This is a genomic window from Pantoea latae, from assembly GCF_002077695.1.
GTDB lineage: Bacteria > Pseudomonadota > Gammaproteobacteria > Enterobacterales > Enterobacteriaceae > Pantoea > Pantoea latae.
The window spans coordinates 1-19,576 of sequence record NZ_MWUE01000014.1 but is presented as its reverse complement, the minus strand read 5'-3'; the positions used below and the strand labels follow the sequence as shown (position 1 = coordinate 19,576).

General features: G+C 57.0%; 33 protein-coding genes. 13 read left to right on the top strand and 20 right to left on the bottom strand.

Annotated elements, in window-relative coordinates; translation table 11 throughout:
- Positions 1-48: 48 nt before the first annotated feature.
- Positions 49-573 (top strand): GNAT family N-acetyltransferase, encoded by a 525-nt coding sequence (locus B2J69_RS09840; protein WP_081138850.1) that lies wholly within the window; start codon positions 49-51, stop codon positions 571-573.
- 118 nt (positions 574-691) lie between these two features.
- Entirely contained in the window at positions 692-1,927 is a 1,236-nt protein-coding gene (gene alaC / locus B2J69_RS09835) for an alanine transaminase (protein WP_081138847.1), read from the top strand.
- A 39-nt stretch (positions 1,928-1,966) separates the two neighbouring features.
- Here the strand turns inward: alaC and ypdK are convergent, their stop codons facing one another.
- From ypdK to B2J69_RS09825, 3 genes are all read right to left on the bottom strand, one after another.
- A complete protein-coding gene (ypdK, locus tag B2J69_RS24310) occupies positions 1,967-2,038 on the bottom strand; it encodes a membrane protein YpdK (RefSeq protein WP_006120362.1) in 72 nt (23 codons plus the stop codon).
- Between the two features lie 200 nt (positions 2,039-2,238).
- Positions 2,239-3,267 carry an HlyD family secretion protein gene (locus B2J69_RS09830; RefSeq protein ID WP_081138840.1) on the bottom strand — a complete coding sequence of 343 codons (1,029 nt, stop codon included), beginning with the start codon at positions 3,265-3,267 and terminating at the stop codon, positions 2,239-2,241.
- 4 nt (positions 3,268-3,271) lie between these two features.
- On the bottom strand, positions 3,272-4,876 hold the full coding sequence (locus B2J69_RS09825; RefSeq protein ID WP_081138837.1) for an MFS transporter: 1,605 nt from the start codon (positions 4,874-4,876) through the stop codon (positions 3,272-3,274).
- A gap of 145 nt (positions 4,877-5,021) precedes the next feature.
- On the opposite strand from B2J69_RS09825, the gene B2J69_RS09820 reads away from it, so the two are divergent.
- The 4 genes from B2J69_RS09820 (at position 5,022) to B2J69_RS09805 (ending at position 7,609) form a co-directional block, all read left to right on the top strand.
- The gene (locus tag B2J69_RS09820) at positions 5,022-5,807 is read left to right on the top strand and encodes an IclR family transcriptional regulator (RefSeq protein WP_081138834.1); all 786 of its coding nucleotides are present in this window, start codon (positions 5,022-5,024) and stop codon (positions 5,805-5,807) included.
- Positions 5,808-5,813: 6 nt separating this feature from the next.
- On the top strand, positions 5,814-6,266 hold the full coding sequence (locus B2J69_RS09815) for a universal stress protein (RefSeq protein WP_081138831.1): 453 nt from the start codon (positions 5,814-5,816) through the stop codon (positions 6,264-6,266).
- 10 nt (positions 6,267-6,276) lie between these two features.
- On the top strand, positions 6,277-7,080 hold the full coding sequence (locus tag B2J69_RS09810; protein ID WP_081138828.1) for a hypothetical protein: 804 nt from the start codon (positions 6,277-6,279) through the stop codon (positions 7,078-7,080).
- Between the two features lie 247 nt (positions 7,081-7,327).
- The gene (locus B2J69_RS09805; RefSeq protein WP_081138825.1) at positions 7,328-7,609 is read left to right on the top strand and encodes a putative periplasmic lipoprotein; all 282 of its coding nucleotides are present in this window, start codon (positions 7,328-7,330) and stop codon (positions 7,607-7,609) included.
- 73 nt (positions 7,610-7,682) lie between these two features.
- Here the strand turns inward: B2J69_RS09805 and B2J69_RS24445 are convergent, their stop codons facing one another.
- A complete protein-coding gene (locus B2J69_RS24445) occupies positions 7,683-7,811 on the bottom strand; it encodes a hypothetical protein (RefSeq protein ID WP_256461757.1) in 129 nt (42 codons plus the stop codon).
- Between the two features lie 264 nt (positions 7,812-8,075).
- Here B2J69_RS24445 and B2J69_RS09800 point away from each other — a divergent pair, with 264 nt between their 5' ends.
- The gene (locus tag B2J69_RS09800) at positions 8,076-8,951 is read left to right on the top strand and encodes an SMP-30/gluconolactonase/LRE family protein (RefSeq protein ID WP_081138822.1); all 876 of its coding nucleotides are present in this window, start codon (positions 8,076-8,078) and stop codon (positions 8,949-8,951) included.
- A gap of 58 nt (positions 8,952-9,009) precedes the next feature.
- On the opposite strand, the gene B2J69_RS09795 is transcribed toward B2J69_RS09800, so the two are convergent.
- Positions 9,010-10,230: an L-lactate MFS transporter gene (locus B2J69_RS09795; protein WP_081138820.1), complete on the bottom strand. Its 1,221-nt coding sequence runs from the start codon at positions 10,228-10,230 to the stop codon at positions 9,010-9,012.
- A gap of 276 nt (positions 10,231-10,506) precedes the next feature.
- Between B2J69_RS09795 and B2J69_RS09790 the strand changes: the two genes are divergently transcribed.
- Positions 10,507-10,743, top strand: coding sequence for a hypothetical protein (locus B2J69_RS09790; RefSeq protein ID WP_081138817.1), 237 nt, complete (start codon positions 10,507-10,509; stop codon positions 10,741-10,743).
- A gap of 36 nt (positions 10,744-10,779) precedes the next feature.
- Here the strand turns inward: B2J69_RS09790 and B2J69_RS09785 are convergent, their stop codons facing one another.
- A complete protein-coding gene (locus tag B2J69_RS09785; RefSeq protein WP_081138814.1) occupies positions 10,780-11,679 on the bottom strand; it encodes a DMT family transporter in 900 nt (299 codons plus the stop codon).
- Positions 11,680-11,883: 204 nt separating this feature from the next.
- Between B2J69_RS09785 and B2J69_RS09780 the strand changes: the two genes are divergently transcribed.
- The 3 genes from B2J69_RS09780 to B2J69_RS09770 all read left to right on the top strand — a co-directional run bounded on the left by B2J69_RS09780 (position 11,884) and on the right by B2J69_RS09770 (position 13,680).
- Positions 11,884-12,735: a helix-turn-helix domain-containing protein gene (locus B2J69_RS09780; RefSeq protein WP_081138871.1), complete on the top strand. Its 852-nt coding sequence runs from the start codon at positions 11,884-11,886 to the stop codon at positions 12,733-12,735.
- 413 nt (positions 12,736-13,148) lie between these two features.
- Complete coding sequence (locus B2J69_RS09775; protein WP_081138812.1) at positions 13,149-13,349, top strand: hypothetical protein; 201 nt, start codon at positions 13,149-13,151, stop codon at positions 13,347-13,349.
- Positions 13,350-13,362: 13 nt separating this feature from the next.
- On the top strand, positions 13,363-13,680 hold the full coding sequence (locus tag B2J69_RS09770; RefSeq protein ID WP_081138810.1) for a DotU family type IV/VI secretion system protein: 318 nt from the start codon (positions 13,363-13,365) through the stop codon (positions 13,678-13,680).
- Between the two features lie 59 nt (positions 13,681-13,739).
- Here the strand turns inward: B2J69_RS09770 and B2J69_RS09765 are convergent, their stop codons facing one another.
- From B2J69_RS09765 to B2J69_RS09715, 14 genes are all read right to left on the bottom strand, one after another.
- Positions 13,740-13,934, bottom strand: coding sequence for a helix-turn-helix transcriptional regulator (locus B2J69_RS09765; protein WP_081138807.1), 195 nt, complete (start codon positions 13,932-13,934; stop codon positions 13,740-13,742).
- Between the two features lie 95 nt (positions 13,935-14,029).
- Positions 14,030-14,278: a hypothetical protein gene (locus tag B2J69_RS09760; RefSeq protein WP_081138806.1), complete on the bottom strand. Its 249-nt coding sequence runs from the start codon at positions 14,276-14,278 to the stop codon at positions 14,030-14,032.
- A 19-nt stretch (positions 14,279-14,297) separates the two neighbouring features.
- A complete protein-coding gene (locus B2J69_RS24055; protein ID WP_158083424.1) occupies positions 14,298-14,459 on the bottom strand; it encodes a hypothetical protein in 162 nt (53 codons plus the stop codon).
- 217 nt (positions 14,460-14,676) lie between these two features.
- Positions 14,677-14,943, bottom strand: coding sequence for an ANR family transcriptional regulator (locus tag B2J69_RS23790; protein WP_143806265.1), 267 nt, complete (start codon positions 14,941-14,943; stop codon positions 14,677-14,679).
- Between the two features lie 67 nt (positions 14,944-15,010).
- Complete coding sequence (locus tag B2J69_RS09755) at positions 15,011-15,277, bottom strand: hypothetical protein (RefSeq protein ID WP_081138805.1); 267 nt, start codon at positions 15,275-15,277, stop codon at positions 15,011-15,013.
- On the bottom strand, positions 15,274-15,483 hold the full coding sequence (locus tag B2J69_RS09750; RefSeq protein ID WP_081138804.1) for a hypothetical protein: 210 nt from the start codon (positions 15,481-15,483) through the stop codon (positions 15,274-15,276). The genes B2J69_RS09755 and B2J69_RS09750 overlap by 4 nt, the downstream gene beginning before the upstream one ends.
- A gap of 29 nt (positions 15,484-15,512) precedes the next feature.
- Entirely contained in the window at positions 15,513-15,719 is a 207-nt protein-coding gene (locus B2J69_RS24585; protein WP_081138803.1) for a ParE family toxin-like protein, read from the bottom strand.
- Positions 15,719-15,868 carry a hypothetical protein gene (locus tag B2J69_RS24185; RefSeq protein WP_167376565.1) on the bottom strand — a complete coding sequence of 50 codons (150 nt, stop codon included), beginning with the start codon at positions 15,866-15,868 and terminating at the stop codon, positions 15,719-15,721. Before B2J69_RS24185 ends, B2J69_RS24585 begins: the two co-directional genes overlap by 1 nt.
- Before the next feature lie 70 nt (positions 15,869-15,938).
- The gene (locus B2J69_RS09740; RefSeq protein ID WP_081138802.1) at positions 15,939-16,211 is read right to left on the bottom strand and encodes a hypothetical protein; all 273 of its coding nucleotides are present in this window, start codon (positions 16,209-16,211) and stop codon (positions 15,939-15,941) included.
- A gap of 55 nt (positions 16,212-16,266) precedes the next feature.
- Positions 16,267-16,485, bottom strand: coding sequence for a hypothetical protein (locus B2J69_RS23785; protein WP_143806264.1), 219 nt, complete (start codon positions 16,483-16,485; stop codon positions 16,267-16,269).
- A 46-nt stretch (positions 16,486-16,531) separates the two neighbouring features.
- Complete coding sequence (locus B2J69_RS09730; RefSeq protein ID WP_236722702.1) at positions 16,532-16,837, bottom strand: hypothetical protein; 306 nt, start codon at positions 16,835-16,837, stop codon at positions 16,532-16,534.
- A 72-nt stretch (positions 16,838-16,909) separates the two neighbouring features.
- On the bottom strand, positions 16,910-17,134 hold the full coding sequence (locus B2J69_RS09725; RefSeq protein WP_081138799.1) for a hypothetical protein: 225 nt from the start codon (positions 17,132-17,134) through the stop codon (positions 16,910-16,912).
- A gap of 277 nt (positions 17,135-17,411) precedes the next feature.
- The gene (locus B2J69_RS09720; RefSeq protein ID WP_143806263.1) at positions 17,412-17,789 is read right to left on the bottom strand and encodes a hypothetical protein; all 378 of its coding nucleotides are present in this window, start codon (positions 17,787-17,789) and stop codon (positions 17,412-17,414) included.
- Positions 17,790-18,096: 307 nt separating this feature from the next.
- On the bottom strand, positions 18,097-18,777 hold the full coding sequence (locus B2J69_RS09715; RefSeq protein ID WP_081138793.1) for a S24 family peptidase: 681 nt from the start codon (positions 18,775-18,777) through the stop codon (positions 18,097-18,099).
- Positions 18,778-18,894: 117 nt separating this feature from the next.
- On the opposite strand from B2J69_RS09715, the gene B2J69_RS09710 reads away from it, so the two are divergent.
- Together B2J69_RS09710 and B2J69_RS09705 are read left to right on the top strand one after the other, a co-directional pair.
- On the top strand, positions 18,895-19,116 hold the full coding sequence (locus B2J69_RS09710; RefSeq protein WP_081138790.1) for a transcriptional regulator: 222 nt from the start codon (positions 18,895-18,897) through the stop codon (positions 19,114-19,116).
- A gap of 39 nt (positions 19,117-19,155) precedes the next feature.
- Positions 19,156-19,576: helix-turn-helix domain-containing protein (locus tag B2J69_RS09705; protein ID WP_143806262.1), on the top strand; the 421-nt coding region annotated here is incomplete at its 3' end.

The following is a 19,576-nucleotide window of genomic DNA, read 5'->3' as shown; positions in this document are numbered from 1 at the left end:
TTTGTTATGTTTTAGCAGCCATCATGGCCGTCCGCACCCGGAGCCTCTATGCAGTTAATTACGCCACGTCTTACCCTGAAAACGCTCCAGCCCGAAGACTGGCTGCTGTTCCGCGCCGTACACGAAGACGCCGCCACCATGACCTGGGTGAGCGAAATTCCTGACGAGGCGGATTTGCGCCAGCGCTTTAGCGAGCGCCTCGCGCCCTGGCAGGTGAGCAGCTTTCACATGCTTTGCGTGGTGGCGCGCGTGCGCGACAGCGGCGAGCCGATCGGCCTGTTCGGCTGTAGCCCGGAATGGCAGCCCTATCGCCAGGCCGAGGTCGGCTACATGCTGCTGCACCGCTTCTGCGGCCGCGGCTACGGCAGCGAGGCGCTGGCGGCGCTGAGCGACTTTTTACTGTCGGCCGGTTTCCACAAGCTGAAGGCGATGGTGGTAGAGGGAAATCTGGCGTCACGGCGTATTCTGGAGAAGAATGGCTATCAGCTGGAGGGAACATTGCGGGATAATTATCTGCTAAACGACAAATGGGTGAACGATTGGGTGTTCGGCCGCCTGAATCCGGAAAATTAAAAAAAGATTATTCTCCCCTCGACAAATTTGTTATCGCCACGTTATGTTCTTGATTCGGCCACGGCAGTGGCCTGCGTCGCTCGGACGGTCCGGGCGCTTACGTATTCAAGAGGATATTATGGCTGATAACAGCACACCCCGTCGTTTCTCGCGTATCGATCGCCTTCCCCCCTATGTGTTTAACATCACCGCTGAGTTGAAGATGGCTGCGCGCCGGCGCGGCGAAGATATCATCGACCTTTCGATGGGCAATCCAGACGGCCCGACGCCGCCGCATATTGTGGAAAAACTCTGTCAGGTGGCGCAGCGCGAAGACACGCACGGCTACTCCACCTCGCGCGGCATTCCGCGCCTGCGCCGCGCCATTTCGCGCTGGTACGCCGAGCGCTATCAGGTCGAGATCGATCCCGAGTCGGAGGCTATCGTCACCATCGGCTCAAAAGAGGGGCTGGCGCACCTGATGCTGGCGACGCTGGATCACGGCGATACCGTGCTGGTGCCGAACCCCAGCTACCCCATTCATATTTACGGCGCGGTGATCGCCGGCGCGCAGGTGCGCTCGGTGCCGCTGGTGGCGGGCGTCGACTTCTTCGCCGAGCTGGAGCGCGCCATTCGCGAAAGCTATCCCAAGCCGAAAATGATGATCCTCGGCTTTCCGTCGAACCCGACCGCGCAGTGCGTCGAGCTGGATTTTTTCGAGCGCGTTATTGCGCTGGCGAAACAGTACAACGTGCTGGTAGTGCACGATCTCGCCTACGCCGATATCGTCTACGACGGCTGGAAGGCGCCGTCGATTATGCAGGTGCCGGGCGCGCGCGACGTGGCGGTGGAATTTTTCACCCTGTCGAAAAGCTACAATATGGCGGGCTGGCGCATCGGCTTTATGGTGGGCAATAAAGAGCTGGTCGCCGCGCTGGCGCGCATCAAAAGCTACCACGACTACGGCACCTTTACGCCGCTGCAGGTGGCGGCAATTGCGGCGCTGGAAGGGGATCAGCAGTGCGTGCGCGATATCGCCGAGCAGTACAAGCGTCGCCGCGACGTGCTGGTAAAAGGGCTGCACGAGGCGGGCTGGATGGTGGAAAACCCCAAAGCCTCGATGTACGTCTGGGCGAAAATTCCCGATCGTTATGCCCATCTCGGCTCGCTGGAGTTCGCTAAGCATCTGCTGCAGGAGGCGAAAGTGTGCGTCTCGCCGGGCGTCGGCTTTGGCGACTACGGCGATACCCACGTGCGTTTCGCGCTAATCGAAAACAGCGATCGTATTCGTCAGGCGGTGCGGGGAATTAAGTCGATGTTCCGCGCCGACGGTATCTTGCCGGGCAGCGTCAAAGCGGCGGAAGCGGCGGAGTAAAACAGAGCGGGGCGACAAATCTGTCGCCCCAGGCTGAGGCTACAGCATCAGCACGAATGTGCCGACCCAAAGCAGCACAAAGAAAGAGATTCCCATCAAGGCGTATTTCACACACAACTCCTCTGAGCGGTTACGACGAGAGCGATCCCAGACCAGCGCAACGCGAACAGAATGAGAAAAACGCATCAGGTCATCGTCGCCTCAGGCATTTTCTCAGGTCGTTCTGAGTAACTCAGAACAGGATCGAGCGCTAATTTACGCGTATTCGATCCTAAAATAAATAGCTCCAGCGTGAGAGATACCTCACATTTTTACTCGATTTCAATCTCCGGGATCGCCGACATGCCCACCCGCAGCTGCGACAGATCGGGCTGGCTGCTGTCCAGCACGATTTTGACCGGAAGCCGCTGGACGACCTTAGTATAGTTACCTGTCGCGTTATCGGGCGAAATCGCCGAGAAGGTGGCGCCGGTCGCCGGCGCGATGCTGTCGACGCGGCCGGTAAAATGTTTGCCCGGCAGCGCATCGACGCTGATCGTCACCCGCTGCCCCGCGCGCACGTCGCTGAGCTGCGTCTCCAGATAGTTGGCGGTGATATAGGTCTGCTGCAGCGGCACCACCGCCAGCAGACGCGTGCCGGCAGAGACGTAGGCGCCGACGCGCGCCGCGCGCTGGCCGACCATACCGTCCACCGGCGCGACGATGCGCGTATAGGAGAGATTCAGGCGCGCCTGATCGACGCTCGCCTGCGCCGCCGTCACATCCGCCTGCGCCTGACGCACCGCCGCCTGCAGCACGTTGGTCTCTTTTATCGCCGAGTTAACCGCCGCCTGGCTCTGACGCACGGTCGCCGCGGCGGAGCGCTGGGTTGAACTCGCTTTCTGCTGATCGTCGGCGGCGATGGTGCCGCTTTTATACAGGCGGTTATAGCGCTCGGCGTTCTGGCCGGCGTATTGCGCGGTCGCCTGGTTCGCCGCCAGCGTCGCCTTCGACTGCTCGATGGCTGACTGCTGCTGCTCCAGCTGCGCCTGGCTGCTCAGCAGCTTCGCCTGGCTCACCTGCAGATCCGCCTCGGCGCTCTCCAGCGCGACGCGATAGTCGCGATCGTCCAGCGTCGCCAGCACCTCGCCCGCTTTGACCTGCTGGTTATCCTGCACCCTGACCTCGGCGATATAGCCCGAGACCTTCGGCGCCACCAGCGTGTAGTCGGCGTTGACCCAGGCGTCGTTGGTGCGGTGATCGTTGCCGGTCATCAGTGACCAGATAAAAAACGCGATGGCCAGCAACAGCAGCAACAGCAGGCTCAGCAGCACGGTTTTTCTCATTACTAAAGCACGCATAGTCTTATTTTCTCGATGTCGAAGAGGCAGGTTGGATCAGGGTTTGCGGCGGCCAGACGCGTTTCGGCAGCCAGGCTGTCAGCAGCAGTAACAGCGCGGCGAAGGCGATCAGCAGCAGCCAGCTGTCGCTCAGGCTCAGTACGATGGCCTGATGCTTTACCAGCGTGGCGAAGCCGCTCAGGTTCTCGCTGCTGCTGACGCTGCCGTCCATCAGCAGCGGACGGCTGGCGCTCGCCTCGGCGCTGCTGGGCGCGCTCATCAGCCAGGGACGGCTGGCGGCCTGGTCGAGCAAAATGTTGGAGTGGATCTTCTCCCGGTGGCTGAGGAACACCTCTACCAGCACCGAGGCCGCCACGCTGGAGAAGCCGCGCACGGTGTTGAACATCGCCGAGGCGAAGGGGCCTTCCGGCGGCGCCACCACGCTGGTGGCGCTCATCAGAATCGGCAGGATCACCATCGGTTGGCCGAACGCCTGCAAAATCTGCAGCGTCCAGAAGTTCTGTCGCGCCCAGTCGCTGGTGATCTGCATGCCGAGCAGGCAGGCGGCGATCAGCAGCGCGACGCCCGCAGCCAGCACCCAGCGGCAGTCGATCCAGCGGATATTCAGCAGCGCGGCGACCAGCGGCGCGATCAGCAGCTGCGGCAGGCCGACGGTAAGCGCCAGCGGGGCGAACTGCAGCGTGCGGAAGCCCTCGACCTGACCGAAATAGGCGGAAGGCAGCGCCGAGCCGGAGAGCGAGACCACCAGCACCGCCGCCAGCGCCAGCAGGCCGTGCGCCAGATTGCGGCGCGACAGCATCTGCAGCCGAAACAGCGGCAGCGGATGAAACCATTCGTTAATCAGAAACACCAGCAGCAGCGGCGCGGCGGCCAGCAGCATGGCGGCGATCGCCGGCGAGTCGAACCAGTCGAGGCGCTCGCCCTGGGTCAGCCCCAGCACCAGCAGCGCCATGCCGCTGCAGCCGGTCAGCATGCCGAACAGGTCGATCTGCTTAAAGCGCTCCAGACGCAGCGGATCCTGCGGCAGGCCCCAGCCGAACAGCAGCATGGCGATCAGCATCAGCGGCACCACCTGCCAGAAAATAAACATCCAGCTGACGTCGTCGGTCCAGAACGCCGCCAGCGAGGCGGCCATATTCGGTCCGAAAGTGGCGGTCAGCGCGTAGCCGCCCAGGCCATAGAGTTTAAGCGGCGGCGGCAGAAAGCGCAGCGCGACGGTCATCAGCATCGGCGGCAGCGATCCGCCAAACACGCCCTGCAGCACGCGCAGCGCGATAAAGCTGCCGGGCGAGGGCGCCAGCGGCAGCAGTATGCCGCACAGCATAAAGCCGGTCGAGACCGCCAGCGAAAAGCGGCGCAGCGAGAAGGTGACGGCAAACCAGGGCGCAATCATCATCGCCGCCACTTCGGCAGCCTGATAGGAGGAGACGATCCAGCTGCCTTGATCGTAGCTGACGCCGATGGCGGCGCGGATATCGGCCAGCGCGATATCGGTGACGCGATCGTTAAGGCCGGAGGTGAGCGCGGCGATCAGCACGCCGACCAGCCCCAGCGCAAGGCGAAGCGTAAAGGGATGTGGCGTCGGCGCAGCGGCGGGCTGAGCGGTCATAGCAGGTTTCTCATTATTATGATGCAGTGTATTGCGATGTGATACAGGGGCAATTTTACATTTCGATATGCTGTATTGCAATGTGGTACACGCTGTAAATCGTGCCTTTTTCGCGGTAGAGTAGGGCAGCTGAAAAGGACGACTCATGGCAAAACATCCATCCAGCCGCGAGGATGAAAAATCGGGCGGTATTCAGGTTATCGCGCGCGCGGCAAACATTCTCAACGCGCTGGGAGAGCATCCCGGCGGCATGAGCCTGGGCGAAATCGCCCAGGCGGTGGATCTGCCGCGCTCGACGGTGCAGCGCATCGTCGCCGCGCTCGACAGCGCCCAGCTGGTGCGCAGCAGCGGCGCGGGCGGCCTGCGGCTGGGTCCAGCGCTGCTGAAGCTGATCTCCAGCGTGCACACCGACGTGGTCGATCTGGTGCGGCCCAAGCTGGAGGCGCTCTGTGCGGCGACCAACGAAACCGTGTCGCTCTCACGCGCCAGCGGCACGCAGCTGACTATCATTCACTATGTGGTGGCGTCGCGCGAACTGCGCGTGGTGCCGCGCATGGGGCTCAATCTGCCGCTCTACAGCACCTCGGGCGGTCGCGCGCTGCTGGCACTGGAGTGCGACGACGACGTGCGGGTCATGGTGGGCGAAGCCTACCGCGAGCTGACCGATAAAACCGTCAAAACGCTGCCGCAGCTGATGACGCTGATTAATGAAGTGCGCAAAACCGGCATCTCCTACGATCGCGGCGAAACCCTTGAAGGCATCTCCACCATGGCGGTGGCGCTGGATACGCTGTTTGGCCGCTTCTCGGTTTCTCTGCTGGTGCCGACGTCGCGTTTTCAAAAAAACGAAGCGGTCTACCGCGACGAGATGCTGAGATGCAAAGAGGCGCTGATACGCGAAATCGGCAAAATCGCCGCTGTTGAAGGATAAACTCTGATGAAAACACTGCTGATGGCTATTGATAATTCGCCGGTCGCCGAGAAGGTGATCGCGACGGCGATTGAGGAGGCGCTGGCGCACAAGGCGCAGGTTGTGGTGCTCTGCTGCGTCGATCCCGCCTACTCCTCCTGCAACCAGCCGATCGATATCACCGCCGGCGAAGATCCGCAAGATTTCGCCGTGGCGCAGGATGAGCAGAACACCGCCGAGCTGGTGGTGCGGCACGCGCTGGCGCCGCTGCTGCGCGCCGGCGTCGACGCGCGCGGCCTGATTGTGGCGGGCGAGGCGGCGGACACCATCGTCGCCCAGTCGCAGCAGCTCAACGCGCAGATGATCATTATGGGCCGGCGCCATTTCTCCTCGTTCAACCGTCTACTGAAGGGGTCGGTGAGCGCGGCGGTGATTGAGCGCGCCCACTGCCCGGTATTAATCGACGTTCGTAAGGATTGAGCAACTTCGCATGACCTCGCTGTGGATCGTCACGCTGGCGGCCTTCGCGCTGCTGGCGCTTATCATTGTGGTGTTGATCAGAACCACCCGACTACGCGCCTGGCAGGGCGTGCTGCTTTTTCTGCTGCCGCTGCTGCTGGCGAATATGCTCTGGTTTAGCTGGCTGAAGCCGCAGCAGCAGCGCGCCGCGCAGCAGCAGGCGGCGATCGACTATCTGGCGCAGACGCCAGGCTATCGCGTGCTGCAAACGCAGGAGCCCGCCCTGTGGCAGCTGCTGGTGCAGGAACTGCAGCACCGCGTGCGGCGCGGCGAAACGCCGCAGCAGGCTGCAGGCGAGCTGCGCGGCTGGCTGGCGGACGTGATTAACCAGCGGCTGATGCGCGCGCCGGATAGCGCGGTGGTCAACTATATTCGCGTCTCGGTCAGCGCGATGCAGGCGCTTGGCCAGCGCGATCCGCAGCTCTGCTTTCGTTTTCTCTACCCGCAGGTGAGCGGCGGCGTCAATCTGGTGACTACGCTGTCGCCGAGCCTGAACGCGCAGGACGCCGCGGCGATGGAGCAGCTGCTGCTGGCGAGCCGCGGCGCGGAGGTGCCGGTGGACCAGCCGCAGGCGCAGCAGGATTTGCAGCGCATCGTGGCGACGCTCTATAAGAAGTGGGGCGATAAACTGCAGCAGCTCAATATGCCGGCCGATACCGCCGTCGATCGCTCGTCGATGTGCGCGATGTCGGTCGATCTCTATAGCGCCATCCTCGCATTGCCTGACAAACAGGCCGCCAATCTGTTGCGTAGAATGGTGGCTCTTTCCGGCTGAGCGGCAGAAAAAAGCCCGCTCAGCGCGGGCATAAAATCAATCTGAATGTTTTCTTGATATCACCTGGTGTGGTGCAGACGCTGTTTTGTCTGAAAGCATCATCCCATGCTTCAGATGATAGCAATAGCCGTTTGGTCATATCATTTTAATCGGTAAAAGCTTAAGTGCAGAGAGTAAGTCGGGCAGTTTTCTGATAGCCGACGCCAGAGCGGCGGCTTAAACTGCTGCGGCAATGTGAGGAAGAAAAATGAAATCAATTATCGTCAGCGCAATGGCGCTTTTATTGTTGACCGGTTGTAGCGTCAGCAAACCAGGTGGATTCGAACGGGTCGATGAAGATCCCAGCGCAAATACCGTACAGTACCGTTACGATCCGCAAAAATTAAACCGGGACGCGATGGCGCTGGACCTGGCAGATTATTGCGGCAAAAAGGGATTTGATAAAGTTGAAGCGCTGACGCCGCAGCCCAGCCATATTCCGGGACTGAAAACCGGCTGGTTCCAGTGTAACTATGCGATTAAAAGTTAAGCGGCGGAAACAATAAAATGGGCGGGTAATATCCCGCCCTTTTTTTATTTTATGCTGTGTGAAATCTTTGCCCTTAGCGGTGATGATGCCAGCCGTGGCCGCCGCCGTGGTGCCAGCCGCCGCCATGCCCGCGGTCGATAATACATCCGCTCAGCATAGAGATAACGGCAATAACGGTTGCAACTTTAGCGATTTTTTTCACTGGACGTTCTCCTCTTTTCCAATGGGTATGACATTACGCTGGAATAGTGGAGTGAAGATGCAGTGAATGTAGAGTTATATAGAGAGATATTGCGAGATATTTCAGGGCCACCCATCACTGTCGCCGCAGAAAATAAGCCTATCGGAACTGCCTGAATAAACATGATTATCGGCAAGACAATTCTGAAAAGCAAGGGGCGCGTTTTCACCTTCTGGGGCAAATTCAGGCTACAGTATGCTGATGCGAAATAAAAAAGGAGGCGGTATGACGCGTGAAGTGAAAAATGTGCTGGCGTTGCAGGCGGAGCTGGGCGAGTGTCCAACCTGGTCAACGCGCGAACAGGTGCTGTGGTGCGTCGATATCCTGGCGCCCGCCATTCACCGCTTCGATCCGCGCAGCGGCGCGCTGGAGACCTTTCCGCAGCAGGAAGAGGTGGGCTGTATCGGCCTGCGCGAGCAGGGCGGCCTGATCGCGGCGCTGCGCAGCGGCGTCTGGCTGCTGGACGCGCAGGGCAAGCCGCAGCGCAAGATCGCCGACAATCCCGGCGAGGCGGTGAAAAGCCGCTTTAACGACGGGCGCGTCGATCCCTGGGGCAACTTCTGGTGCGGCAGCCTGTGGGAACCGCAGGATAAAAACGGCGCGCTGCTCTGTCGCGTCTCGCCGTCGCTGCAGCTGGAGGTCAAGGCGCGCGACATCATGATCTCCAACGGCGTCGCCTTTTCCCCCGACCGCCGCTGGATGTATCACAGCGATACGCCTAACGAGGCGCTCTACCGCTACCCGCTGGATGAAAACGGCGAGCCGGGCGCGCGCGAGCTGTTTCGTCGTTTCGACGCCAGAGGCGGATTGCCGGACGGCGCGGCGGTAGACAGCGAAGGGTTTTACTGGTCGGCGCAGTTCGACGGCGGGCGCATCGTGCGTATCGATCCCGTCAGCGCCGAGATTGTCGATGAGATTGCGCTGCCGGTGCGCTGGCCGACCATGGTCGCCTTTGGCGGGGCCGATCTGAAGACGCTCTATATCACCAGCTCGCGTGAAGATCGCAGCGAGGAAGAGCTGGCGCGCTATCCGCAGTCAGGGGATATTCTGGCGGTCGAGGTGGACGTGGCGGGCATAGCGGAACCGCTTTTTCCGGCATAACGCCTGACGCGCGCGGCAGAGCGGGCGCGCGCTGTCCCGCTCTGCCGCATGCGCAACGTTAGCTGCGCTGCAGCACCTGCTCCGCCAGCGGCTCGCGCTGCGGCAGACGAATGGTCAGCGACAGCAGCAGCGAGATCACCAGCAGCGTCATAATCAGGCTGAAGGTCACGGTAAAGCCGCCGAATACCGAGGCGATCAGCGAGCCGAGCACGCTGCCGATGCCGAAGCCCAGATAGAGCAGGCCGTAATTTTTTGTCAGGTTATTCAGGCCGAAGAAGTCGCTGACCAGCGACGGGAAGACGGTAATGGTGCCGCCGAAGCTAAAGGCGACGCACGCCAGCGACGCGAAAAAGGTCATTTCATTCATGCGGGTGAAGAGCAGAATGCTCATACCGCTCAGCGAAACAATCTGCGCCAGGGTAATGACCCGAATACGCGCCATCTTGTCGGACAGCACGCCCAGCACCAGACGACCGCTCAGATTGGCGATAGCGATAACCGTTACCGCGCTCGCCGCTGTCTGCGCGCTGAGATGCACCAGACCCTCGCCGATATCCTTCGCAACGCCAATAACGTAGAGGCCGCTCATGCAGGCGGTTAAAAACATCAGCGCCAGCATCCAGTATTGCGGCAAACGCACCGCCTGCGCCAGCGTATAGTCGCGCGCCTGGCGAGCAGCCTGACCGGCCGCGCGCTGAACCGGCGCATCGCGCATCAGCAGCGCGCCCAGGATCACCATGCTCATCGCCATCAGCCCCCAGATAATAAAGGTCTGCTCGAGGCCGACGGCGCCCAGCAGCGCGCCGCAGATAAATTTAAATCCGAGGCTGCCGAGGCCGTAAGCGCCGATGGCGCAGGCGGAGATTACCCCTTTGCGTTCCGGGAACCACTTCACGCAGTTGGAGAGCGTCATTAAATAGCCGGCGCCGTCCGCCAGGCCGACCATCACGCCGGCGCTGAGGTAGAGCATCATCAGATTGTCGGCGTGGGCGGTCAGCCAGAAGCCGGCAGCCATCAGCACGCCTGCGCCGATAGCGACGCGACGCACGCCGAAGCGTTCCTGCAGTTTGCCTGCCAGCGATGACGCTACCGCCAGGCCCAGGCTCAGCAGGCCGAATGAAAAGGCGACCTGGCTGACAGAGGCGTCGAGTTTCGTCGCCAGCTGGCCGTTAAACAGACTCCAGGTATAAACCGATCCCAGCGCGAACTGGGTAATGATGGTGCCGACTAACGTCAGCCAGCGGGTGCGTTGATAAGAAGACGTGGTGAGTTGAGTCATGATTCTCTCTCCCGTTTGGGGATCTGGATACTGACGTCAGAGTAGAGCGAGGCGACGCGCGTGCGGTAAAAAACGGCATGAACAGGGCGAAACGCGTCATGAAATGCCATCTGGAAGGTATGAACGGCAGCGGCTCGCGCTTCGCTAAATTATGACCAATCCGGCAACCTGATAACTTTTAGTTACCTGAGGTAAACGGATGTGTCTCAGAAGGGGTTTTATCAGCAGAATCGCAGAATATTTGCCAGGCTTAAGGTTCACTTTACAGGAGGAAATATGAAAGACCGAGCATATGAATCCCTCAGCTGCGAGGACGAAGTCCGCTGCATCATCGGTCAGGCAGTGATTGAACTCAGCGATGAGCAGCAGCCGGTGACCAAATCCACCCTGGCATTGAAATTGCTCTCCATGGCCGACCAGGATAATGACGACGAGCGCGTGCTGCTCTACTGGATTGCGCGAAAGGCCATCAATCAACCTCAACAACTTACCGCAATGCAGCGCCGGGCATGATGCTCACCCGGAGCGGGCCGAGGCCCACTCTCTGCTTCAGGCGGCCACGCGCCGCCGCAGCACAGGCATCCGCGCGAACATCACCAGGTTTCCCGCCAGTATCATCGCCAGTCCCAAAAACGCTTCGGCATGCCACTGATAGCCTTCATAAACCGTTGATAGCGTTAACGCCACCAGCGGAAACAGCAGCGTGCTGTAGGCCGCCTGACTGGCGCCGATGCGGCCAACCAGCGTGAAGTAGGCGCCAAAGCCGATAACAGAGCCGAAAATCGCCAGGTAACCCACCGCGCCCATCCACTGCGCGTTCCAGACCGGCTGCAGCGATTCGCCTTGCAACAGCGTCAGCAGCGCCATCGCCAGCGCGCCATAAAGCATCGCATAGCTGTTGGTGGTCAGCACGTCCCGCTTTGCGCGCTGATGACGCAGGCTAATCATATTGCCCAGCGAGAAGCCCAGCGTGCCGAGCGCGCTCAGCCCGGCGCCCCACAGCAGCTGCGCCGAGGCCGCGCTGCCGTGCAGATCGCGCCAGAACAGCGCCATGATGCCGCCGATGCCGAGCGCGGCGGCCGGCAGCAGCCGAATAGAAGGGGGCTGGCGGAAAAATATCCAGCTGTTAAGCGCGTTATAGAGCACCGCCATAGAGAAGATCACCGACTCCAGGCCGCTGTTGATCCAGGCGGCGGCGTGATAAAAGCAAAGAAAATTGAGGCCGAAGACGCAGCAGCCCTGTAGCAGGCAGAAGAGATGATCGCGCGCCGTCAGCGGGTGCAGGCGCTTCAGCGCTTTCAGCGCCGCCAGCATCACCAGTGACGCCACGATAAAGCGCCAGAACACCGCCGCGCCGATGCTGCCGCCGCTTACCGCCTGCTGGGCGTAAATCGCGATCCAGGTGGTTCCCCAAATCAACACCACCGAGAGATATAAAAGGATATTCATAGCACGCCTCTTTTCTGATCCAGCGCGCAGTATCGCTGAGCGTAAAGCGGGCCGCTTGCACCGCTCTGCGGCGCACTTGCAAATTCTTGCGCTTTTTTTGCCGCCGCACCGCATAACTCTGTTCTCTTGACGCCGCTCTTCATACACTAGGCCTCTGTTAACAGGAGAGCGCCCGTGAACCCGCCGATTTACCAGACCTTTTCCATGCTGCAACGTCATAAAGCCCAGCTGCTTCATCACGCCCGGCTGAACGACGGCATCCAGCTGGCGCACTGGTTCAACAGCGGCGACCGGGTCACTAATCACAGCGATCACCATACTCTCAGCCTCTATATCGCCGACGGCTACGACACCTGGTACAAAAGCCCCTACGGCTGGCGCAACGGCGGCGGTCCGGATCGCTTCTGTCTGATGCCGTCGGGCGTTGAGTCCACCTGGGATCTGCGCGACGATCTCTCTTTCGTACATCTCTACTGCACCGACGCGCACCTGCGCCAGATGGCGGAGGAGACATGGGATCGCAGCCCGGCGCGCCTTGAGCTGCATGAAAAAATCTTCGCCAGCGACGATCGCATCACCCAGCTTTACCGGCATTTTCTGCTCAGCTGCGACTGGCGCCAGCCCGCCAATCAGCTGATGCTGAGCAGCGCCTCGACGCTGCTGATGACCCATCTTCTGCAGCACTACAGCCTGCTGCAGTGGCGCGCGCCGCAGGCGCGCGGCGGTCTGGCACCTGCGGTGCTGCGTCATCTGTTGGCCTTTGTCGACGCGCATCTCGACCAGCCGCTGACGCTGGCGCACCTGAGTCAGGAGGCGGCGCTGAGCGAGTTTCATTTCGCGCGCATGTTCCGCCATTCCGTGGGCGAAGCGCCGCATCAGTATGTGATGCGCCGCCGCATGCAGCGCGCGAAAGCGCTGCTGGCTAACGCCTCCCTCTCGCTAACGGAGATTGCCCTGAGCTGCGGCTTTCATTCCCCCAGCCATTTCAGCAACCGCTTCAGGCAGATGAACGGCGTTTCGCCTTCGGCATACCGCCATGGCGCGCGCAACGCGTAAAAGCTGCGCGCTGGTCACTCTCAACGCAGCGGTATAATTTCCTCGTTATTTTATTTACTCTGTTAATTATCCTGCTAAGGTAGCATTGACAGCGCATGGATATATTTCTATATTTGTGTCTGTTAATTACTGGCATTGATGTCTGTCAATATTTAATTATCCCCGTGCTTTTCTTCCATACTTTTTTCCTCATCCAAAATAAGCTGCCATTATTAACCGGATAGCCAGTCAGAGAGTCGCGTCAGGCACAGGCCGACAACATCTATTTTTATTAACAAGAACACTCAAAAGAAAATGTTTTTTATTTTTTCACTCCTAAAATCTGATTGATTGATCAAATAAGTCACTCTGGTCTACTATCGCCTGAAGCTAAACGTCACGATATTCAACCTGGCGTTAAAAAGGATTGTCTGATGAGTGACCATTTCCACCCTGATAAAACGCAACGGCATGACAATTTTCACCTCCGCTTATTGATAACGAAGAGGGGAAAGCGCAACGCATTCGCGCCGAAAGCGCAAAGGCATCAGCTTATTATTCAGTGTGGAATAACACCGTTCTGGTTTAATCAAACCGGGGCGATTGTTGACAAAAATAACTTCAACCGTGAGTGACGGTGTGTGAATTATGTGTGAAAGCAAAAACGAAGCCGTCGCGCCGGTCAATATCGATGCGTTGCTGCAAAAAACATGGCTAAAGGCCATTCGGCTGCGTAACGGACTGCAGTTTAAAGAGGGAGAAGGCCGTCCGCTGTGGAACCGCTGCGTGAAGGATATTGTGCGCGTACAGACCGCCCTTAAGGTGGCGCAGCTGGATGAGGACAGCCGCCAGCATATTCTTTACGCGCAGTGTGCGCTGCTTGATGAGGTCGTGACAGGGCGTGGGGTTCAGGACGACGCCTTTTTGCAATGGAACGGCATTCCCCTGCAGACTTTTAACCAATAGCGCAAGTGGCTAAATATCGGGATATTTTTCCCAATAATATAAATTTTTTACCCGGAATTTTACCCAGAATGGTGACCTATTAAGCGATTCCTGAAATTGACGTAATCGCTGTACTTCCAGCGCGAACGCCCGCTGATTTTATAAGGCCTGCAAAGGGTGCCATCTTTGATGCGGTCATAAATAAAGGTTTTGCGAAAACCAGTATCCGCCATAATAAACTTCAGATCCACCAGTGTGTCATCACGTAGTTCCATATTCTTTCTCCTGTGGTTGAGCCGCTTATGGTCTTTTCCAGGAGCAGCCGAAAACACTTTCAGCTGCTGACTGAGCCTGGCGTTGACTGTCTTCTTCAGCGGGATGCGGTATATCGTGAAGAGGGGTACAGCGCAGAAAGGGCTGCCGCCAGCGCCTCGTTCATGAAGGAGGCCGGGCCCGTAATCGTCGTGCGCAGACAGAACATCCCCGTCGTTTCCGCCACTGCACCGGGCACAACGTTGAGTGCAGCACTGGCCACCCGGACCAGGCGCGGGAAGTCGAACAGAGAGGCCGTCAGGATAAGAGAGGCCTGTTTATTGCCCTGCTGATAAATGATTTTCATGGTGTCTCCTGAAAATGCGTTATCCGGGAATACCAGCAAGATAAGCCACGCTGATCACGAGGGCAGACAGGGCAAGCGAGCCTGCTGTCAGTCCGGCCCCGGCGATCGCAGAGAGAGTAAAAAGCCAGACAAGCGCCCGTAATACCGGGCGCTTTCTGATGTGGTCAGAATGGTTATTCATGGAGAGTTCCGTGCAGATGAAATCAGATCCCTGCGCAGGGACGGACGCATGGCGAAGCTGACGTCAGAGAGCGTCTGTTTCTGGCCAGCAGTCAGTCGTCGGGCAGGGAGAGGGAAATGACTTACGGGCTGCCGGTCACCCGGGTGAGTATGCCCGGCGCGGCCGGCAAAACCGGTAACGTGGCGTCGTCATCCAGGATGACTGGGGGTTACCTGCATCAGCGATGCCGTTCGTCGTCGTCTTCTTTTGCACGAGAAGACTCGTCGCGTCCTGAAGCAACCGCCGGGAACCGTTCATCCATTGTCTGACAGAAACCGGCACGTTTTTCTGCCCAGTTCTGATTGACTGCCCGGCAGGCGCAACCGGCCGCTTTCTTCCACATTTTTACGGCAAGCGCGTAATTACCTTCTCTTTCAACCATCGCCGCATCAGAAGCAATAAGGGAATACGGACTGACGCGCTGGCGGTAAACGGGGGACTTCATTTTCTTCTCCTTTCTGTATCACTCACGCCGGCCCTTAGCGCTTCGGCCGGCGTGAGCTCGTGGCATGTTATGGCATCCATCTCATGGCTTTCAGATGGCGGATGGCGTTCAGCTCAGCATTAATCAGGCTGTCCACCAGCCGGGCGTAGGCCTCCTCCGCGTCTTTGCTGTAAAGCGTGCAGACAATGCCTGACGGCAGGTAAGGGGAGGCAAACTGATGGAGCTTTTTGGGGAAAAACGACGCAAGCTCCTCCCGCAGCGCCTCCATTTCATCCTCTGCAGCCTCAGCGTCCCGCTGCTCCTGGCGTCGTTTTGTGCGGGGAAAACAGATCATGGCTGACCCTCCTGAAGCAAAATCTCAACAACATGGTCAAAGGCTATCTGTAACAGCGGCAGCGGTGGCTGGGGTGGAAGAGCCGGCGGCGGCTGGGATGAAAAGCTGGCGCCGGTGACGATGTTTTCCGGTGCGAACTCGATATCGCGGAATGCGTTAAAAGGGCGAGCAAAAGCGGCATCGCCCCTGATGTGTGACTGCATCATGGGAAATGTTCCTCTGTCTGGCTGGGGGGTTAAATCTGATTGTTGTAGTCGGCATGGCTTAGCAACTCCCAGTGCCGACCGTTGTCTCGTGAAAGCAGGCGCCAGTGCGGCGTAACGCGCAGTGTCAGGTACCCGTCACGGTAGGTTCGTCTGGCGTGAATATGCCCTGCGCGCCACTGTCTGATCTGCTGTTGTGCGCGCCGCGTTATCCTGTCGGGTGCATGAGGCTTGGACATTACGGCTGCCTCATCTCAGCGGCGCAGGCAGCGGCGAGCTTCTGCACAAACACCCAGGTAATGCCTTCTCTGAAGCTGACAAACTGCCGGCTTCGGTTTAATACGCTGGTGGTAAAGGTGTACCGGCCATCATGGATCTGAATAACCATACCGGGCCTCCTTCAGGCATAAAAAAACCGCCACAGCGGGCGGTTGGGTTAAGGACCTTCATTGAAAGCTTCACGGTTGCAGGCCTGCCTCATCCTGTTCAGATTCGGTGCAACAGCAGCAGGTTGGGCGCAGGTCAGAATGAATGCCGAAAATCGGGCTGACGATGGCATGATCCATCTCTTCCAGTAAGTTCATCAGGGCCGTACGATAAGCGTCGGCCTCTTCTTTGCTGATTTTTCCTTCCTGTAAGCAGGCATCAGTCATGTCCATTGATGCGTACAGTTTTTCAGCCACATCGAAAAGGGTCTCAATAACTTTTGCGGCAACTTCACGGTTTTGCATGGTGACCTCCGGGTCAGATGAATGCCCTGTCGGGCGGGATTAACGCAACGACGTCTCAAAATTCATGTGCGCCATGTTCATTGACGACGATGATGCGTGTAGTCAGGATGAAATCAGCGATCTCATCGCCTACGTTCTGCCAGTGCGCCAGTGCCAGAAGCACATCGCTGCGGCTCTGACAGTGGCAGGCACCTACATACGCCTGCACATGAACAAGGGCGAGACGCTGCATTTCTTTTTGAGTCAGGACTTGTGAGGGGTTGTTTTTATCCATGGTGTTCTCCGGATTTAGACGTAAAAAAACCGCCTCGGTGGGCGGTTTATGCGGGTTGTCTGGCTTCAAACTGCCTTCTTTTTTCAATCATCCTGATATAGAAGTCATATAACTGCCTGCGCATGTTTTGCTTCATTTCTTCAGGTAATGATTCCTGCAATTTCATCCATTCATCAAGTTCTGGCTTACATTGAACCCAGGCATCATCGACCAGTTTTTTTGCGGGTATAGTTGTCTTGATCAATGGAATGGTGTGATCGTTTAAGCATCTGACTTCAGGTGGCTCGAAAGAGCGATCGTCAGCTACAGCAACCACTGAAAATAATATTCCCGACAAAAAAATCCATTTCACAGGCTAATTCTCATTCTTCATGTAAACCGTATGCGTTCCCAGTAAAAACATCACTGACATTCAGGTAAGGCTTCAGTGCTCTCTTCTGAACGCAGCCCATTCGTTCCAACAATCCTCAGGGTTAATATCACAATATCCCCGGCTTTCAGCTATGGCCAGTGCCGTATCGACATCTACCTGGATAGCGGTGGCGTTATCTCGAATACAATTCACTTCTTCTGTAGTGAGAGGGCTTCCTTTCTCATTTTCTTTGCTCAGCAGCAATGTAATGAGAGGGGGAATAAACACTATGCTCATTTATCTACATCCTTTTGATAAACCAGTCAGGACCTCTAAAGGCAGCCCCACCGAAGCAGGAATTAAACATCATTTAACTGATGATTGTCTGTAGAAAACGGTCTAATTGGCTAAAAGCAGTATGGCAATTTGCATCTCATTGGTCTGGACTGTGCATAGCGCTTACGCCTGGTATCTCGGATCAGGAAAAGTGGATCGCCGATTTCTGTTCCCCTTTCAGGATGAAGAAAAAAATTCCGCACCTTGCTTACCAACGCAGGGGCTGGAGTGAAAGAGGTTAAACCAGTGGTATGCTTCGTCGGCGCGGCTTCTGTACTGCACGAATCTGGCGTCCGGCTTCGTTACAGACCTTAAGGTATTTACTCTTCATTCGGTGTTCAACGTACTTCGCAGCGGCCGCCCGAATTTGCTTGCGGTACTCCGTTTCCGTCTCCACAGCCATACTGACGCGATCGCTTACTACGCGCCTGCAATGGTTTTCTGCCCGGCTGAGTTCAGTAGTCCGTGCTGTTGGCCCCCATCCCAGCTCTGCAGCCAGAATCTCTTCAATCTTGCGGCATTCAATCGCCTCAACCATGCGGCGCATATGCCGGCGTGTTCTGGCGTTGTCTTTCATCACAGGTTTGACAGATCTGCCATAGCTGATAATTGCCATACATCCCCCGTTAAGTTACTGGCTGCACAGTCGCAACCATGCACTCAGTAACCTGAGGTTCGGTGCGTTCTCGGCACCTGCCGTAGAGCTTCCCGCTCGTTGTTAAAGAGCTTGATACCACGCAGGTTAATAGTATTTTCCTGCATAAAAAGTACTTTATCTTTATGATAAATTAACGTCAATATCAAAATGATAAATAGAGTGGCTTGGGTTTTATCTTTTTGATTTAGAAGAGTTTTGGTTTAACTCGAAACCTGTAATGAGAAGGTTTCGAGAAAAGGAAACTTATGGAGAGGGGCGAGTGCGGTTAACTGGCTTTATCGAGGTGTTCGAGGAAACGCGTATGCTTTAGGATTGCTGCAACATACTGGATTTTTTCAACCTCATCTGGGGCCAGGGTGATTGGATGATGCTGGCTATTTACACTTGTAAAAAGATAAGATCCGTCTCGAGTTTTATTTAGAATTTTTATCATGTTACGTCCGTCTCTGGTCCTTACAAAAACTTCATCTCCGACCTGGACAGGAGTATTAGGTTCTATCACGACGAACTCACCGGATTGAATCCTTGGCCACATGCTATCGCCTTTCACTTTCAGCCCAAAAGCTTCCTGGTCCTTGCTACATATGCATAACCAGCCGGCATGGAATTCCATCATATCCACCGAGCCATCTGTCCCCAGCAAAGCCTCTCCCACTACTTGTACGAAGCCTTTGGCAGGTGCGCCTGCAATCTCAACCTCATCTTCTGGGATGTTGTCAGGATGAATGCTATCCAGCCATCCCGTAGGAAGCTTTAATGAACTTTCAATTCGGCGGGCAAGCCTGTCACCAATATTTCTAAATGCCTCATTGCCTAATACCTGGCTGAGCTGAGCGGGGTTCAGTCCACACTGCTCTGCAAAGCCAGCCTTAGTCGCATCGGTTTGCTGCAAATGTTTATTTAGCAGCTTTGACAGGTTGACCTTTCTGATCTCTTTGTTTTCCATCTTTAAATTCTCACATGATTTATCTTCATGATAAATGTTCAAAAAGATAAATTTAGTTGCCAGTATTTTATCTGATTGATAAAGTCACATCGGTTTCAAGGCAGAGGAGGATAGCGGATGAACAATGAACTTTTACGCTGGCGCAAAGACGCTAGCAAGGAAGAGTGGGCGCTATTAGCTGGTAAGGCAATGACGACTGTAGGTTATCTGGATCAGCTGGCTTACGGTTTCAGGAAGGCCTCTCCCTCTAAAGCTGTTCAGATTGAGAAGGCCTCAGCTGAGTTCACCTCAAGGAAACCAGTAACTAAAGAAAGCCTGGTGTTTGGTTCACATGCCTAGTCGAGGAAATTCAAAGCACGGCTTTTAAACGGAGCTGTTATGAGCATGACACTCATGACTCAGGCTATGAGCATCAAAGTAGGAAATCCCATCCGAAAGCTGGTGCTAATCAAGCTTGCAGACAATGCTAATGATAAAGGCGAGTGCTGGCCTTCCTATCAGCATATTGCTGACCAGTGTGAGATCGGGCGGTCCACAGTCAAAGCCCATATTAGAGCTCTGGAGGAAATGGGGCTAGTACGGCGTGAGTACCGTAAAAATGGAGACCTCAACCAATCGAATCTCTTTCATCTCACATTCGATAAATTAACCCAAAGCACTACAGAGAGTAGTGGGGCAAGTAATGACCTAGGGCAGAATTTGACCGAGGGGGTAGGGCAAATCATAACCGAGGTGGGTCAGGAGCTGACCGAGGGTGGGGCAGGAGTTGTCCCAGGGGGTGGGGCAGGAGCTGCCCCCA

Excerpts from the sequence above, each read along its gene's own strand:
- alaC (WP_081138847.1), top strand. The coding sequence starts at position 692 with ATGGCTGATAACAGCACACCCCGTCGTTTCTCGCGTATCGATCGCCTT.
- B2J69_RS24055 (WP_158083424.1), bottom strand. The coding sequence starts at position 14,459 with ATGAATAACCATTCTGACCACATCAGAAAGCGCCCGGTATTACGGGCG.
- B2J69_RS09790 (WP_081138817.1), top strand. The coding sequence starts at position 10,507 with ATGAAAGACCGAGCATATGAATCCCTCAGCTGCGAGGACGAAGTCCGC.
- B2J69_RS09710 (WP_081138790.1), top strand. The coding sequence starts at position 18,895 with ATGAACAATGAACTTTTACGCTGGCGCAAAGACGCTAGCAAGGAAGAG.
- B2J69_RS09770 (WP_081138810.1), top strand. The coding sequence starts at position 13,363 with ATGTGTGAAAGCAAAAACGAAGCCGTCGCGCCGGTCAATATCGATGCG.
- B2J69_RS09780 (WP_081138871.1), top strand. The coding sequence starts at position 11,884 with ATGCTGCAACGTCATAAAGCCCAGCTGCTTCATCACGCCCGGCTGAAC.
- B2J69_RS09760 (WP_081138806.1), bottom strand. The coding sequence starts at position 14,278 with ATGAAAATCATTTATCAGCAGGGCAATAAACAGGCCTCTCTTATCCTG.
- B2J69_RS09740 (WP_081138802.1), bottom strand. The coding sequence starts at position 16,211 with ATGCAAAACCGTGAAGTTGCCGCAAAAGTTATTGAGACCCTTTTCGAT.
- B2J69_RS09820 (WP_081138834.1), top strand. The coding sequence starts at position 5,022 with ATGGCAAAACATCCATCCAGCCGCGAGGATGAAAAATCGGGCGGTATT.
- B2J69_RS09765 (WP_081138807.1), bottom strand. The coding sequence starts at position 13,934 with ATGGAACTACGTGATGACACACTGGTGGATCTGAAGTTTATTATGGCG.
- B2J69_RS09775 (WP_081138812.1), top strand. The coding sequence starts at position 13,149 with ATGAGTGACCATTTCCACCCTGATAAAACGCAACGGCATGACAATTTT.
- B2J69_RS09825 (WP_081138837.1), bottom strand. The coding sequence starts at position 4,876 with ATGACCGCTCAGCCCGCCGCTGCGCCGACGCCACATCCCTTTACGCTT.
- B2J69_RS09720 (WP_143806263.1), bottom strand. The coding sequence starts at position 17,789 with ATGGCAATTATCAGCTATGGCAGATCTGTCAAACCTGTGATGAAAGAC.
- B2J69_RS09815 (WP_081138831.1), top strand. The coding sequence starts at position 5,814 with ATGAAAACACTGCTGATGGCTATTGATAATTCGCCGGTCGCCGAGAAG.
- B2J69_RS09810 (WP_081138828.1), top strand. The coding sequence starts at position 6,277 with ATGACCTCGCTGTGGATCGTCACGCTGGCGGCCTTCGCGCTGCTGGCG.
- B2J69_RS23785 (WP_143806264.1), bottom strand. The coding sequence starts at position 16,485 with ATGGATAAAAACAACCCCTCACAAGTCCTGACTCAAAAAGAAATGCAG.
- B2J69_RS24585 (WP_081138803.1), bottom strand. The coding sequence starts at position 15,719 with ATGTCCAAGCCTCATGCACCCGACAGGATAACGCGGCGCGCACAACAG.
- B2J69_RS09800 (WP_081138822.1), top strand. The coding sequence starts at position 8,076 with ATGACGCGTGAAGTGAAAAATGTGCTGGCGTTGCAGGCGGAGCTGGGC.
- B2J69_RS09725 (WP_081138799.1), bottom strand. The coding sequence starts at position 17,134 with ATGAGCATAGTGTTTATTCCCCCTCTCATTACATTGCTGCTGAGCAAA.
- B2J69_RS09830 (WP_081138840.1), bottom strand. The coding sequence starts at position 3,267 with ATGCGTGCTTTAGTAATGAGAAAAACCGTGCTGCTGAGCCTGCTGTTG.
- B2J69_RS23790 (WP_143806265.1), bottom strand. The coding sequence starts at position 14,943 with ATGAAGTCCCCCGTTTACCGCCAGCGCGTCAGTCCGTATTCCCTTATT.
- B2J69_RS09805 (WP_081138825.1), top strand. The coding sequence starts at position 7,328 with ATGAAATCAATTATCGTCAGCGCAATGGCGCTTTTATTGTTGACCGGT.
- B2J69_RS24185 (WP_167376565.1), bottom strand. The coding sequence starts at position 15,868 with ATGGTTATTCAGATCCATGATGGCCGGTACACCTTTACCACCAGCGTA.
- B2J69_RS09840 (WP_081138850.1), top strand. The coding sequence starts at position 49 with ATGCAGTTAATTACGCCACGTCTTACCCTGAAAACGCTCCAGCCCGAA.
- B2J69_RS09750 (WP_081138804.1), bottom strand. The coding sequence starts at position 15,483 with ATGATGCAGTCACACATCAGGGGCGATGCCGCTTTTGCTCGCCCTTTT.
- B2J69_RS09715 (WP_081138793.1), bottom strand. The coding sequence starts at position 18,777 with ATGGAAAACAAAGAGATCAGAAAGGTCAACCTGTCAAAGCTGCTAAAT.
- B2J69_RS09795 (WP_081138820.1), bottom strand. The coding sequence starts at position 10,230 with ATGACTCAACTCACCACGTCTTCTTATCAACGCACCCGCTGGCTGACG.
- B2J69_RS09755 (WP_081138805.1), bottom strand. The coding sequence starts at position 15,277 with ATGATCTGTTTTCCCCGCACAAAACGACGCCAGGAGCAGCGGGACGCT.
- B2J69_RS09785 (WP_081138814.1), bottom strand. The coding sequence starts at position 11,679 with ATGAATATCCTTTTATATCTCTCGGTGGTGTTGATTTGGGGAACCACC.